Genomic DNA, 14,099 nt, shown 5'->3' with positions numbered 1-14,099 from the left:
CGGTTCAGCGAACGTCCACGCCGAAGAGCAGAATATCCCTCCATCGCCCCAATGTACGGGGCCTTGAGAGGAGTATCGAACATGAAGATCATCGCATTGTTCGCCGCCGGCGCCCTGGCTGCCGGAACCCTGATTTCAGCAACGCCCGCCGATGCGCAGCGCCACGGCTGGGATGGCCAACGTGACGGTCGAGGCTACGACGGCCCACGTGGTGGCGGCGGGCGCGGCTGGCATGGGGATCGTGGGGGCCGCCGCTGGGATGGACCGCGCCACGGTTATCGCGGCGACCGCGGCTATCGGGGCTATGGCGGCGGATACCGCGGCGATTACGGCTATCGCGGACCACGCGGTTACGGCCGGTCGCGCGTCGTATGCCGGATGGAGCGTGGCTATTATGGCCCGGTTCGTCGCTGCTTCCGTCGCTGATACGGAACCGTAACGAGAGCATTCGAGTTTCGTAACCCGGTTCGCAGAGTGCATCACCACTCGCGCCCGACAGGAGTAGTATCATGAAGTTGTTCACCCTCGCCGCCGCCGGTCTCGTCGCCCTCACCGGCCTCGCGCCCGTCGGCATCGCCGCCGAAGCATCAGCACAGCGCACCGTCGTCCATGAGCGCACCGTCGTTCGCCACGACGATCGCCGTCCCGGCTACCGTCACCGCGCCCGCACGCGCCAGGTCTGCCGCAACGTCTATCGCAACCATCACCGCCAGCGCGTTTGCCGCACGGTCCGCTACAACCGCTAAGGCTGATCGAAGCTAACGCTTGATCATCCCGCCCGACCCCGCCATATGCGCCGCGGGAGTCGGGCGGACGTGGTCGTCGCCAACTTGGTCAGATCCGGAAGGAAGCAGCCACAACGACTCAGCTACGGGTCGTCCCGGCTCCCACCGCGAACGTTTGCAAGCAAACGTGAGCGCGGCCATCAGCGCGGGAGCGCTGACTGACGATGCGGCTTAGCCGCAGCGCACTTTCCCACTTCTAACTATCCGTAGCGCCCCCAACCCTGGTTCCCGCGTTCGCAAGGGAACGGAAGAAGCGGGTTTTGGATCGATGATCCATCTCTCTCGTCATGCCGGGCCCGTTCCGGCATCCACGTTGCCGCACGCTCCATGGTCTGGAATACGCGGAACGGTGGACCCCGGAACAAGTCCGGGGTGAGGGAGTGGTTTTCGGCCACTTCGATTCCGGACGCTGCTTACCGAAGGTCTGCCCCTTCGACAGCGCCGACAAACCGCCTATATAGCCAGCAATGTCAGATTCATTCGACTTGGGCGAACCCCCGCAGCCGGCCAAAGCCCCGGACGTTGCCTACCGCGTGCTCGCGCGCAAATACCGGCCGCAGACCTTTTCCGAGCTGATCGGCCAGGACGCGATGGTCCAGACGCTCGGCAACGCGATCAAGCGCGACCGGCTCGCGCACGCCTTCCTGATGACCGGCGTCCGCGGCGTCGGCAAGACTTCGACCGCCCGGCTGATCGCCAAGGCACTCAACTGCATCGGTCCCGACGGCGAGGGCGGTCCGACCATCGACCCCTGCGGCGTCTGCGAACCCTGCCGCGCGATCGCCGAGGGCCGCCACATCGACGTGATCGAGATGGACGCCGCCAGCCACACCGGCGTCGACGACGTTCGCGAGATCATCGATGCGTCGCGCTATTCGGCGGTCACCGCGCGGTTCAAGATCTACATCATCGACGAAGTCCACATGCTGTCGAAGAACGCGTTCAACGCGCTGCTGAAGACGCTGGAGGAGCCGCCCCCCCACGTAAAATTCCTGTTCGCGACCACCGAAGTGAACAAGGTCCCGGTAACGGTCCTCTCGCGCTGCCAGCGATTCGATTTGCGCCGCATCTCCGCCGAACAGCTTGCTAAGCATTTCGCCTGGGTCTCGACCGAAGAGGGCGTCGTCGCCGATCCCGAGGCGCTGATGCTGATCGCCCGTGCCGCGGAAGGCTCTGCGCGCGATGGCCTGTCGATCCTCGACCAGGCGATCGCGCATGCCGGCCTCGAAGGCGGCGGCGTGACGGCGGATGCGGTGCGCCAGATGCTCGGCCTGTCGGACCGTGGCGCGGTACGCGATCTGTTGACGCTGATTCTCGCGGGCGACGGAGCAGGGGCGCTCGCCTCGATGCGTCGACAATATGATTACGGCGTGGACCCGCTGTCGGTGTTGCGCTCGTTGCTCGAAACCGTGCACGGCATCACGCTGACCAAGGTCGGCACGCCGCCCGACGCCGCGCAGCCCATGGAGGAACGCGCGGCGCGTGAGGAATGGGCTGCATCGCTCGGCTATCCCGCGCTCCACCGCCTGTGGCAACTGTTCCTCAAGGGCCATGACGAGGTCGCGAAGGCCGCGCTGCCGATCGAGGCGGCGGAGATGGCGCTGTTACGCGCGATCTACGCCTCGACGTTGCCCGATCCCGGCGAGTTGGCGCGTCAGATCGCCAGCGGCGCGGCACCAGCGGCTGCACCGACGTCTCTGCCGCCGCCTGCGCCCCCGTCCGGCGAAGCGCCGCCTTGGAAGGCGGGATCTGCTGCGAAGGCTCCCGAGCCGGCGGCCACCGGTCCGATCCTGCCGCCGACCTTCGAGGCGCTGGTCGATCTGCTCGACGAATCGGGTGGCCTCGCGATTGCCGCGCGGTTGCGCCACGGCGCGCGCGTAGTCAGCTATGCACCGCCTGAATTCGCGCTCAGCGGCAGTCGCCCGGTGTCGGCCGACACGCTCGCCGAACTCAACACGCTGTTGAAGACGGTGACGCGGACCGCGTGGAAAGTGTCGATCGTCGACGCCCCCGGCGAGCCGACGCTGCGCGAGGCGCAGGACGCCGCCGACGCCGCGGTGCGCCAGGCCATTCTCGAATCCCCCATCATGAGGGCCGCGGTGGCTGCGTTTCCGGACGCCCAGCTCGAATCGTGGCCCGGTCAAAGGAGCAACGCATGAAGAATATCGATGAAATCCTCGCGATGGCGCAGAACGTCCAGAGCGAACTCGAAAAGGCGCAGGCCAATCTCGACACGATCGAGGTCGAGGGTGCGTCCGGCGGCGGACTCGTCAAGGTGAAGGCCTCCGCCAAGGGCCGCATCATCAACATCGCGATCGACGATTCGCTGATGCAGGTGAGCGAGAAGCAGATGCTCGAGGACCTGCTGACGGCGGCGTTCAACGACGCGCGTGCCAAGGCCGATGCGGTGTCGGGCAGCGAAATGTCGAAAATGACCAGCGGCCTGCAACTGCCACCGGGCTTCAAGCTCCCGTTTTAAACCACTTCGGTTAGGTCGTTTCGGCGCGGGAACAATCGCTCTTTGGCCGGCGTTGCGCTCTTTCGGTAATCAGGGAGAGTGAAATGGCCGAAGAGCGCATCGTCGAAACGCCGACCACCCACACCACGATCATCGAACGCCGCAGCGGCGGCAGCGGCATGCTGATCGGCATCGTGCTGCTGATCGCGGTCCTGATCGGTGGCTATTATCTGTTCAGCCGCCAAGGCGCGCAGAACAGCAAGGACGCCGCGATCACTTCGGCGGCGAAAAGCGTCGGTAGTGCAGCCGACAAGGCCGGCGACGCGGTCGAGAAGTCGACTCAGTAACTGCTCTTAGCGTGGTTCCCCGCGAAGGCGGGGACCCAGACTGGGCTCTCGCCTTCGCGGGAGAACAAGATGGCGGGAGGAGTGGTCGCACCAACACTCCGTCATGCCGGGCTTGTTCCGGCATCCACCTTTCCACGTGACAACTGCTACTGAGTTTGCGGAACGGTGGACCCCGGAACAAGTCCGGGGTGACGGAATGGGTCAGGATGTGCCCAAACACCCATCCAACCCGTCGTTCCGCACCACCGAAACCCGCCGCGACAGCGTGTTCCCGTGCTTCCGCACGAACCCATGCGGGGCGATCGCGGCGCGTTTTTTCGGCAACGGCAGGACGGCTGCGATCCGCCCGGCCTCGGTCGGCGACAGCTTCGATGCGTCATGGTTGAAATACCGGATCGCGCCGGCGTTTGCGCCATATGTCCCGATCCCGGTCTCGGCGATGTTGAGATACACCTCCATGATCCGCCGCTTAGGCCACAGCGTCTCGATCAAGACGGTAAAATACGCCTCGAACGCCTTGCGCGCATAGCCGCCGCCCTGGAACAGGAACGCGTTCTTCGCAGTCTGCTGGCTGATGGTAGATCCGCCGCGGATGCGTCCGCCCCGCGCATTGCGCGCCGCAGCCCCCGCCATTGCCTTGAAATCGAAGCCGTGATGCGAACAGAACCGTGAATCCTCCCCGGCGATCGCCGCGCGGGCCATGTCGGGATCCATCTCCGACAACGGCATCCAGTCCTTGGTGATGGTCCGCCCCGACATCAGGTCGCCCATCATCGTCCAGGTGAACGGCACCGGCACGAAGCGGTACAGCCCGACCCAAGCGACCGTGACCAGCACGAATGTGAAGACGATCTTGGCGAAGATGCGGAGGAAGCTCATCGGCGTTCCTTATGCGATCGTCCCGGCCCCGCCAATGACCGCGCGGGCGGCTGATACCCCGGTTTCGTACGCGCCATGTGCGGTGGAGAAGTCGGACGGGTGGCACGCCTCGCCCGCGAAATGGATGCGGCTGTCGACCGGGGCGGCGAGGACGGCACGTTGGCCTGCCCGGCCGACGCGCGCATGGCTGTAGCTGCCGCCGATATAGGGCTCGTGGCGCCAGCGGGTCGCGGCGAGCGGCGTGAAGCGCTTGCGCCAGTCGCTGCCGAGCAGGCCGACCAGCTCGTCGATCGCGAACTGCGCCGCATCGCAATCCTCCAGCATCTCGGCGCAATCGCCGCCGAAGAAGCTCTCTATGATCGGCCAGCCGAACGGCGACAGGCGGTGGCTGGCGGTGCAGGCACTGTACGGGTTGCCGATCAGGTGGGCGTTGGTCGGCCATTCGGGGCGCTCGACGTGGAGGAACACCTTGTCGGCGAGACCGAGTGGGAGGTCGGCTGCGGCGGCGTGCTTTTCGGGGCGTGGCGGGTCGAACACGATCTGCGACTTGGCGAGGACAGTGGTGGGAACGCAGACGATGACGTGCTCCGCCTCGATCGTGCCGGCGGGGGTGTCGAGTTTGAGGCGGTGGCCGCTGTGGTCGATGCGCGTTACCGGGGTAGAGAGGCGGATGTTCAGACCGGCGGCGTGGCTGGCAACGAGCGTGCCATATCCTTCCTTCACCGTCCAATTGTCGTCGGTCGAGGCTTCTTCGTACGCCGCCCAGTCATGGAGCGAGACCTGGCTGAGGTTCGCGCCGTTGGCATAGCCGGAGATCGCGTCGATCTTCGGGCGCCATTTGTCGTGGGTGTCGATGAAGTCGGAAAGGGGGCGGTCTGGGCCGTTCAGATCCGCCAGCGCGCGCTCGTTCCAGTCTTGGTAGGCGGAGGACGAGGACGCTTGGTCCTCGGACGAGAAGCCGAGGTCGCGCCACTGGGTGCGCCAGTTCGCATCGGAGCGATCGACAGTGAAGCCGGTGGCCTCTGCTATCGACGTCCAGGGATTGCGCCTGGCGGAATGTAGCCAGCCGCAACCGGCGTCGACATGGTCCCCCGCGAAGGCGGGGGTCCAGTCTGGGCCCCCGCCTTCGCGGGGGAACAAGGAGGCGAGGGGTAGGCTCTTGGCTCGGCCACCTAGGCGGTCGCTCGCCTCGACTAGCAGGACATCGCGCCCAGCATCGTGCAGAGCCCGTGCCGCAGCAATCCCGGCCGCACCGCCGCCGATGACGACGGTGCGGGCCATATTACGCAGCCAGCAGGCGCTTCTCGCCGGCAATGCGCATCATCGCCTTTTGCAGCTTCTCGAACGCGCGCACCTCGATCTGCCGCACCCGCTCGCGGGAAACGCCATACACCTGCGACAATTCCTCAAGCGTCTTCGGATCGTCGGTCAGGCGGCGCTCGGTGAGGATATGCTGCTCACGCTCGTTGAGGTCGTCCATCGCCGACACCAGCATCGAGTGGCGAACGTCCGCCTCCTGCGCATCGGCGACGATCTTGTCCTGCAACGGCGCGTCGTCCTGCAGCCAATCCTGCCACTGGCCCTCGCCGTCCTCGCGCATCGGCACGTTCAGCGACGTATCGCCGCCCATCGCCATGCGGCGGTTCATGCTGACGACATCGGTCTCGGCGACGCCCAGATCGGTCGCGATCTTGGTGACGTGTTCGGGGCGCAGATCGCCGTCCTCGAACGCATCGAGTCGGCTCTTCATCCGGCGCAAGTTGAAGAACAGCTTCTTCTGCGCCGCGGTGGTGCCCATCTTTACGAGGCTCCACGAGCGCAGGATATATTCCTGGATCGAGGCGCGGATCCACCACATCGCATAGGTCGCGAGACGGAAGCCGCGCTCTGGTTCGAACTTCTTCACGCCCTGCATCAGGCCGATATTGCCCTCGGAGATCAGCTCCGACGTCGGCAGGCCATAGCCACGATAACCCATCGCGATCTTCGCCACGAGACGAAGATGCGACGTCACGAGCTGCGCCGCAGCTTCGGTGTCGCCATGCTCCTGGAAGCGCTTGGCGAGCATGTATTCCTGCTCGGGTTTCAGGAGCGGGAATTTCTTGATCTCGGCGAGATAGCGATTGAGACCCGCCTCGCTGCCGAGCGCAGGAATCGTCGCTGGAACGTTGGAGCGGGCTGCCATGGTTGTAATCCCTTTCTGTTGATCCCGATTGCCGCGCTGCGGCATGAGATCGAGTATCTATACGTGAAGCTGGGTGAACAGTTCCTGCATGTCTGCGGGCATTTCGCTTTCGAACGCCAAAGCGATGCTTTTCACCGGATGAATGAACCCCAGATGCGCCGCGTGCAAGGCCTGCCGACGGAAACCGAGCGTTTCGAGCAGCGACTTCTGAGCTTGCTTTGTTCTACCATAGACCGGGTCGCCGAGCAAGGCGTGGCCGATCGACGCCATGTGCACGCGCACCTGATGCGTGCGGCCCGTCTCGAGCCGGCACTCGATGAGCGCCGCACCACGCAGCGTCGTGATCGTCGAGAAATGCGTTACCGCGCGCTTGCCGCCCTCGACGATCGCGATCTTCTTGCGGTTCTGCGGACTGCGCGCGAGCGGTGCGTTGACCGTCCCGCTTGGCGGACGCGGGATGCCGCCGACGATTGCCTTATAGCGGCGGTCGATGCTGTGGTCGTGGAACTGCTTGGCGAGGCCTTCGTGCGCGCGGTCGGTCTTGGCCGCGATCATCAAGCCCGACGTATCCTTGTCGATGCGATGGACGATGCCCGGCCGTGCCACCCCGCCGATGCCCGACAGATTGCCGGCGCAATGGTGGAGTAGTGCATTGACGAGCGTCCCGTCGAAATTGCCCGCCGCGGGATGGACGACGAGCCCGGCGGGCTTGTCGATCACGATCAGGTCGTCGTCTTCGTACGCAACGACCAGCGGGATATCCTGCGCTTCGTTGTGCAGCGGCGTCGGTGGCGGGATCGCGACCGAGAACACCTGGCCCGCCGCGGCCTTCTTCGCCGAATCGCGCCATTCCTTGCCGCCGAGCGTCACCTGGCCCGCGGCGATCAACGTCTTCAACCGCTCGCGCGACATGTCCGGGAGCACTTCGGCGAGCGCACGATCGAGCCTCCAGCCATCGGTGGCCGGCGTGATCGATGCTTCGACGATGGAAACCCCCCGGTCCATGTTCTACCGATGTGGCGATGAGCGTGACGATTTCAAGCGAATTGCTGCTGCGATTGGTGGCGGAGGCGCAGGCTTCGCCCGATGCGGAGGTTTGCGGACTGCTGTTCGGGAAGGCAGGGCGGATCGAAGCGGCGGAGGCGTGTGCCAACGTTGCGGCGGATCCGGCGCGGACGTTTGAGATCGATCCGGTCGCGTTGTTCGCGGCGCATCGACGGGCGCGAGGCGGGGGGCCGGCGGTGATGGGTCATTATCATTCGCATCCATCCGGCATTCCCGTTCCGTCGCCCCGTGATGCAGCGCAGTCGATGGGCGACGGCGCGGTCTGGGTGATCGTCGGCGGCGGCGCGGCGCGTGCGTGGCGATCGGTCGAGATTGGCGGATTCGTCGAACAGGCGATCGACTATGGTCAAAACGGCGCCAGCCCGTTGTGAAAGACGGCACGCGCGCGGCTCTTGCGCACCGCCCCCACCACCGCCAGAAGACACTCCAGAATTAGGGGAATTTCATGACGGTCAGCCCGGTCGATTTCGCGAGCCTGCTCTGTTCGCGCCTGTGCCATGACCTGCTGTCGCCGGTTGGAGCGCTCAACAACGGGCTCGAACTGCTCGCCGACGAGACCGATCCGGCGATGCGCGAGCGCGTCATGCAGTTGCTGGCCGACAGCGCACGCGCTTCCGCCAGCAAGCTAAAATTCTTTCGACTCGCTTTCGGGGCCGCGGGCGGGTTCGGCGAACTCGTCGATACGCATGAGGCGCGCGGCGCGATCGAGGGCCTGGTCGCCGAAAACAAGCGTATCACCTTCGTATGGGCGGTCGAGACCGCAGCGATGCCGAAGTCCGCCGTGAAGGTCTTGCTCAACCTTGTCCTGATCGCGACCGAATCGCTGGTTCGTGGTGGCACGATGGAGGTCGGCGGCGAGGATAACGAGGGCCAGCTCGAGATCGTCGTGAAGATCGAGGGTGGCCGCATCGTGCTCGATCCGGAGATCCGGCGCACTTTGGTCGATGGCGCGGGCGTGCATGATGTCACTCCCCGCGCGGCGGCCGCCTACATGATCAACACGCTGGTTACCGATGCCGGCGGTACGGTGATCGTGTCCGAGCCGGCGGAGGGCATCATGATCTTCGGCGCAGTGTTCAACGCGCGCTGACGAAGCGAGCCATTCGTCAGAGCTAACGCACCCTTAACCTCCGCCATGCATGACGGTGCCTCGAACGCGGGGCACGCATGGACGATCTGTTACAGGAATTCATTGCCGAGACGCGCGAGACGCTGGGGGCGATCTCCGGCGAAATCGTCGCATGGGAGGCGCAGCCCGCCGACAGCGCCCGTCTCGATGCAATCTTCCGTTTCGTTCACACCGTCAAAGGAAGCTGCGGTTTTCTCGATCTGCCGCGACTCGCCCGACTGAGCCATGCGGCGGAGGATGTGCTGGCCGCGGTTCGCGATGGGAAGCGAACCCCGGATACGGCGCTCGTCAACGCGGTGCTTGGCATCGTCGATCGAATTTCCGAGGTCGTCGAGGCGATCGACGCGGGCTCGGCGCTCGACGATTCGGGGGAGGACCTGCTGATCGCCGCGCTCGCTCCGGATGCGCAGCCTCTGGCGGCGGCAGCACCCGTCCTTGCTGCGACAACGCCAGCCGGCCGGGCCGCCAGCCGCAGCGTTCGGCTCAACGTCGATCTGCTCGATCACATGATGAGCGGCATGTCGGAGATGGTGCTGGCGCGCAACGAACTGGCGCGGCGGCTGCGCGACAGCGACGTCGATCCGAAGGTCGAGGCGGCGCTGGAACGGCTGTCGCTGACCGTCGCCGACATGCGCGACACCGTCACCCGCACGCGCATGCAGAAGGTCGACGCACTGTTCTCCGCGTTGCCGCGTATGGTGCGCGATACCAGCGCGGAACTGTGCAAGGCGGTGAACCTCGTGATCGAGGGCGCCGACGTCGAACTCGACCGCGAGATGATCGAGTTGATGCGCGATCCGCTGGGCCATATCATCCGCAACGCGATCGATCACGGCATTGAAACGCCGCTCGTACGCCGTGCCGCGGGCAAGCCCGAGACCGGGCGTCTGGTCGTTTCCGCACGCCAATCGGGTAACCAGATCCTGATCGAGATCGCGGACGATGGGCAGGGCATCGACGTCGCGCGAATCGTCGCCAAGGCAGCAGAGCAGAATCTGCATACGCCAGCCGAACTCGCTGCGATGAGCGCGACCGGCAAGCTCGACCTGATTTTCGCACCTGGTCTCTCGAGCCGCGATACCGTCACCGCCACGTCCGGTCGCGGCGTCGGCATGGACGTGGTCCGCGCGAATATCGAACAGATCGGCGGCCGGATCGTCCTGACCAACGATCCGGGGCGCGGGCTTCGGATCGTCATCCACGTGCCGCTGACGCTGTCGATCCTGTCGACGATCATCGTCGGCGTCGGCACGCAGCGGTTCGCACTTGCGCGTCAGTCGATCGAGGAGATCGTGATGGTCCGTGGCGACTCCGTTCGGATCGAGGCGATCGGCGATGCGGCGGCTGTACTGGTCCGGGGGCGCCGGATGCCGCTGGTCTCGCTTGGTCACCTGTTCCGCCTCGGTACCGAGGCGCCGCCGACGCTCGTGATCGTGTCGACCCGCGAGGGCGTGTACGCGCTGGGCGTCGACACCGTGATCGATACCGAGGAACTGGTCGTTAAACCTGCCTCACCCGCAGTGATGGCGACCGGTGTCTATGCAGGGAAGACACTGCCGGACAACGGCCTGCCGATGCTGTTGCTCGACGCATCGGGCATAGCCGCGGTGGCGGGGCTGCGCTTCGCTCCGGTGGTCGTACACGATGCAGGCGCAGATGAGGTCGTCGTTCCCGGCGTGCCGGCATTGCTGTTCGACGATCTCGACGGCCAGCGCCGCGCGATCGCGCTGGCAGTGATCGATCGCGTCGAGCCTGTTCCGACCAGCGCGATCCGCTGGACTGCGGGGGCGATGCGGCTGTCGATCGGCGATTCGATCATTCCGCTCCATGCGGTGGGCGAGATCGGCAACCGGAGCGAAATCGCGGTGCTGCGACTGACCGACGGCGAGAGCGAAATGGCCTATGCCATCGCCGACGCGATCGAGATCGTGACTCTCCCGGCCGAGATCGCACCTGCGCGCCGGTCCGCGTCGGGCGAGACTGGATCAATCGCCGGCGTCGTGCTGATCGCCGGCGAGCAGATCGAACTGGTCGATCCCCACGCTTTGTTCGCAGGCGAGCCGGTGTCGATCGCATCGCCGCCGGTATGTCTGTTGCATGTCGACGGATCGGGCTGGATGGAGACGTTCCTGAAGCCTGCGCTGGAGGCGTCCGGTTATCGCTGCGTCACGGCGCTGGCGGCGGGCGAGACGGCCGCGGTTGCGCTGGCGATGGAAGATTCACCGGTCCGCGAAACTCTAGCCCCGGTGGTGACTTTGCGGCGCGCGCGCAACGCAGAGAGCGACGATGACGCGAGCGTCTATCGCTATGACCGGCCTGCCTTGATCGCGGCGATCGCTGCACGGAGGGGCCTGTGACCGAGTTGTTCCTGATCGCGCATATCGCGGGTCGCGGTGTGGCGATCGATACGGCGCAGGTCGATTCGGTGGTCGATATCGGCGAGGTCGTCGCCGTACCGCGGGCGGGCACGTTCGTCCGCGGATTGGCCGCGCTCCGCAGCCGTGTCGTGACCGTGATCGACACCGGTACCGCGCTCGGCCTTTCGCCCACCCCAGACACGGTGCGACGCGCGGTGATCACGATCGTCGACGGACATCATTACGCGATACTGGTCGATTCCGTCGAGGACGTCGCGCCGTTCGTGCGCCTGCCCTTGGCAGCCGGACTCGCGCTGCAAGGCGGCTGGAGCCGGGCGGGAACCGGCATCGTCGAGCGCGACGGGGACCCCTTGCTGATACTCGATCTGGTTGCCGTAATTCCTGCGACGCCGCTGGCCGCCTGAGTTTGAATTTCCACGCTTAACCCGCTGCTCACCCCTTGCGATCTAGGACGGTCGCACGATTTCCCCGGAAGGCCTGCCATGAAGACCTGTCTTGTCGTCGATGATTCGAAGGTGATCCGCAAAGTCGCGCGTCACATCCTGGAGACGCTGGATTTCACCGTCACCGAGGCCTGTGACGGCCGCGAGGCGCTGGCGGCCTGCATGGCCTCGCTGCCCGACGTGATCCTGCTCGACTGGAACATGCCGGTGATGAGCGGGATGGATTTCCTGCGCGCGTTGCGGGAGGCCGACGTGCCGCGTCGCCCGAAGGTGGTGTTCTGCACCACCGAGAACGGCATGGCGTATATCCGCGCGGCGATCGAAGCGGGGGCGGACGAATACGTCATGAAGCCGTTCGACCGCGATACGCTCGAATCGAAGCTTCAGATCGTCGGCATGGCCTGATCCAGGCGCTACGGTGACAATCCGGCCACTCCCTGATTCGCGGCACGCCGATCGCGACAGTTTCGGCGCCTCGCGGGTGTTGATCGTCGACGATTCGGTCGTCGCCCGCGCCGTGATCGCGCGGATGATCGATGCGAGCGATAGGTTCTCGGTGGTCGGCGCGGTAGGGAATGTCGCGGCGGCACTGGAATTCCTCGGCCGGGCGAGCGTCGATTTCATTCTGCTCGATATCCACATGCCGGGCGTCGATGGCCTGACCGCGCTGCCATCGCTCGTCGCCGCCGGGCAGGGGGCAAGGGTGCTGATCGTGTCCTCTACCGCGGATGAGGGCGGGGTCATAGCCGTACAGGCGCTCGCGCTCGGTGCGGCCGAGACGCTCATCAAGCCGGCGGCGGGCGCATTGTCCGGCCGGTTCGGATCGATGCTGGTCGCCAAGCTCGAAAAGCTTCGAGAGCGCCCCGCGCCGATGCCGGCCGCGGCGTTGGTTCGCCCTGCACGCCCGTCCGCCGCCGGCCCGTCCGCCGCACGCCCGATACCCGTGAGCGACATCCTGCCGATGCCGCCGATCTCGAACAGCTCGGATTATGATATCGTTGCGATCGGCGCCTCGACCGGGGGCATCCATGCGCTCAGCCAGATGTTCCGCGCGTTGCCCGGCGGGTTTCGCCTCCCGATCGTCATCACGCAGCATCTCCCGACGTCGTTCATGCCGTATTTCGCGGCGCAGATCGCGTTGCTCGCCGGGCGCCCGTGCGAGGTCGCGGTCGATCGGTTGCGCATCCGGCCGGGCCGGATCGTCGTCGCTCCCGGCGACGCGCATCTGAAGTGCGTCAAGCTGTCCGATGGCGGCGCCGCGTTCCGGCTCACCCACGAAGCCGTCGCCAGCGGTTGCATGCCGTCGGTCGATCCGATGCTCGGCTCGCTCGCCGATGTCTATGGCCCACGGATGCTCGCGATCATCCTCAGCGGGATGGGCCGCGACGGCACGGAGGGTGCGCGGCGGGTCCATGCGGTCGGCGGCTGCGTCGTCGCGCAGGATCAGCAGAGTTCGGTGGTATGGGGAATGCCGGGCGCGGTCGCTGCTTTGGGCGTTGCTGACGCGGTGCTGCCGCCGGACGCGATCGGCCGCCTCGTCGCATCGCGGCGCCGACCATGACGCCGCGCGCGCCCCCGCGCCCCTCGGCGGCATCGCAGACGGCGATCAACGTGCTGACCGCATTGCTGGAGGCGCGGACCGGGCAACAGATCTCAGCCTATCGCTCATGGCGGCTCGACACCGCGCTGAAACCGTTGTTGCGCGCGCGGAAACTCGACACGCTCGACCAGCTCGTCACGCAGCTGCTGCAGGGCAGCGATCGGCAGATCGGCGACTCTATCGTCGACGCGCTCGTCAACCAGGAAACGTCGTTCTTCCGCGACCCGCAGGTGTTCGAGATGCTCGCGGAGGCCGTCATCGACGCCGAGCGAGACGGCCGGCGCGCGCGCATCTGGTGTGCAGGCTGTTCGACCGGCCAGGAACCGCTTTCGCTTGCGATGCAGTTCGTCGAGCGCCGAGAAGCGACGGGCGCGCCGATGCCGGAGATCGTCGCCACCGATGTATCCGATGCCGCGATCGTCCGCGCGCGATCCGGCCGGTTCTCGCAGTTCGAGATCCAGCGCGGGCTGCCGGTCCGCCGGATGGTCCGTTGGTTCGACACGACGGGTAGCGACTGGATCGCCAAGCCGGACCTGCTCACTCTAGTCACCTACCGTCGATTGAATCTCGTCGCGGATCAGCCGCCGGCGGGGCAATTCGACATCGTTCTCTGTCGCAACGTGCTGCTGTATCTGTCGACGGAAACCAAGAAACACGTCTTCCCAAAGATCGCCGCGGCGCTCACGTCGGGCGGCATGCTGGTGATGGGCGCGGGCGAAACGGTGATCGGCCAGACCCGCACATTCGAGCCGAGCAGGCGTTTCCGTGGCTTCTACGAGAAAACGGCCGCGCCGACCCGATAAGTTCGGCGGGCAAGGGCTTCGTGACAC

At 65.9% G+C, this 14,099-nt stretch carries 16 protein-coding genes and 1 other RNA gene; 13 read left to right on the top strand and 4 right to left on the bottom strand.

Annotated features, from left to right (window positions below):
* The first annotated feature begins 81 nt into the window (after positions 1–81).
* The 6 genes from AC1MLZ_RS02780 to AC1MLZ_RS02755 all read left to right on the top strand — a co-directional run bounded on the left by AC1MLZ_RS02780 (position 82) and on the right by AC1MLZ_RS02755 (position 3,590).
* Positions 82–426 carry a hypothetical protein gene (locus tag AC1MLZ_RS02780; RefSeq protein ID WP_480960341.1) on the top strand — a complete coding sequence of 115 codons (345 nt, stop codon included), beginning with the start codon at positions 82–84 and terminating at the stop codon, positions 424–426.
* 83 nt (positions 427–509) lie between these two features.
* On the top strand, positions 510–746 hold the full coding sequence (locus tag AC1MLZ_RS02775; protein WP_480960340.1) for a hypothetical protein: 237 nt from the start codon (positions 510–512) through the stop codon (positions 744–746).
* A 53-nt stretch (positions 747–799) separates the two neighbouring features.
* Positions 800–893, top strand: an RNA gene (ffs, locus tag AC1MLZ_RS02770) — signal recognition particle sRNA small type.
* 359 nt (positions 894–1,252) lie between these two features.
* The gene (locus AC1MLZ_RS02765; protein ID WP_480960339.1) at positions 1,253–2,944 is read left to right on the top strand and encodes a DNA polymerase III subunit gamma/tau; all 1,692 of its coding nucleotides are present in this window, start codon (positions 1,253–1,255) and stop codon (positions 2,942–2,944) included.
* Positions 2,941–3,264 carry a YbaB/EbfC family nucleoid-associated protein gene (locus AC1MLZ_RS02760; protein ID WP_187502311.1) on the top strand — a complete coding sequence of 108 codons (324 nt, stop codon included), beginning with the start codon at positions 2,941–2,943 and terminating at the stop codon, positions 3,262–3,264. The genes AC1MLZ_RS02765 and AC1MLZ_RS02760 overlap by 4 nt, the downstream gene beginning before the upstream one ends.
* Before the next feature lie 83 nt (positions 3,265–3,347).
* A complete protein-coding gene (locus tag AC1MLZ_RS02755) occupies positions 3,348–3,590 on the top strand; it encodes a hypothetical protein (protein WP_333922819.1) in 243 nt (80 codons plus the stop codon).
* A 201-nt stretch (positions 3,591–3,791) separates the two neighbouring features.
* Here AC1MLZ_RS02755 and mtgA read toward each other — a convergent pair whose 3' ends face one another.
* The 4 genes from mtgA to AC1MLZ_RS02735 are packed head-to-tail and all read right to left on the bottom strand — an operon-like array spanning position 3,792 to position 7,659.
* Complete coding sequence (gene mtgA / locus AC1MLZ_RS02750; RefSeq protein ID WP_480960338.1) at positions 3,792–4,469, bottom strand: monofunctional biosynthetic peptidoglycan transglycosylase; 678 nt, start codon at positions 4,467–4,469, stop codon at positions 3,792–3,794.
* Between the two features lie 9 nt (positions 4,470–4,478).
* Positions 4,479–5,750, bottom strand: coding sequence for a flavin monoamine oxidase family protein (locus tag AC1MLZ_RS02745; protein WP_480960337.1), 1,272 nt, complete (start codon positions 5,748–5,750; stop codon positions 4,479–4,481).
* Position 5,751: 1 nt separating this feature from the next.
* Positions 5,752–6,654: an RNA polymerase sigma factor RpoH gene (rpoH, locus tag AC1MLZ_RS02740; RefSeq protein WP_056048373.1), complete on the bottom strand. Its 903-nt coding sequence runs from the start codon at positions 6,652–6,654 to the stop codon at positions 5,752–5,754.
* 57 nt (positions 6,655–6,711) lie between these two features.
* Positions 6,712–7,659, bottom strand: coding sequence for an RluA family pseudouridine synthase (locus AC1MLZ_RS02735; protein WP_480960336.1), 948 nt, complete (start codon positions 7,657–7,659; stop codon positions 6,712–6,714).
* A gap of 17 nt (positions 7,660–7,676) precedes the next feature.
* Here AC1MLZ_RS02735 and AC1MLZ_RS02730 point away from each other — a divergent pair, with 17 nt between their 5' ends.
* From AC1MLZ_RS02730 to AC1MLZ_RS02700, 7 genes are all read left to right on the top strand, one after another.
* A complete protein-coding gene (locus AC1MLZ_RS02730) occupies positions 7,677–8,090 on the top strand; it encodes a M67 family metallopeptidase (protein WP_480960335.1) in 414 nt (137 codons plus the stop codon).
* Positions 8,091–8,164: 74 nt separating this feature from the next.
* Positions 8,165–8,809: a histidine phosphotransferase family protein gene (locus AC1MLZ_RS02725; protein WP_480960334.1), complete on the top strand. Its 645-nt coding sequence runs from the start codon at positions 8,165–8,167 to the stop codon at positions 8,807–8,809.
* Positions 8,810–8,886: 77 nt separating this feature from the next.
* Entirely contained in the window at positions 8,887–11,205 is a 2,319-nt protein-coding gene (locus AC1MLZ_RS02720) for a chemotaxis protein CheA (protein ID WP_480960333.1), read from the top strand.
* On the top strand, positions 11,202–11,630 hold the full coding sequence (locus tag AC1MLZ_RS02715; RefSeq protein ID WP_480960332.1) for a chemotaxis protein CheW: 429 nt from the start codon (positions 11,202–11,204) through the stop codon (positions 11,628–11,630). The genes AC1MLZ_RS02720 and AC1MLZ_RS02715 overlap by 4 nt, the downstream gene beginning before the upstream one ends.
* A 78-nt stretch (positions 11,631–11,708) precedes the next feature.
* Entirely contained in the window at positions 11,709–12,074 is a 366-nt protein-coding gene (locus tag AC1MLZ_RS02710) for a response regulator (protein WP_107963606.1), read from the top strand.
* 13 nt (positions 12,075–12,087) lie between these two features.
* The gene (locus AC1MLZ_RS02705) at positions 12,088–13,230 is read left to right on the top strand and encodes a chemotaxis protein CheB (protein ID WP_480960331.1); all 1,143 of its coding nucleotides are present in this window, start codon (positions 12,088–12,090) and stop codon (positions 13,228–13,230) included.
* Positions 13,227–14,072, top strand: coding sequence for a CheR family methyltransferase (locus AC1MLZ_RS02700; RefSeq protein WP_480960330.1), 846 nt, complete (start codon positions 13,227–13,229; stop codon positions 14,070–14,072). Before AC1MLZ_RS02705 ends, AC1MLZ_RS02700 begins: the two co-directional genes overlap by 4 nt.
* The last annotated feature ends 27 nt before the right edge of the window (positions 14,073–14,099 follow it).

This window comes from Sphingomonas sp. PEI4, assembly GCF_056679955.1.
This window is presented reverse-complemented; position numbering and strand designations above follow the sequence as displayed.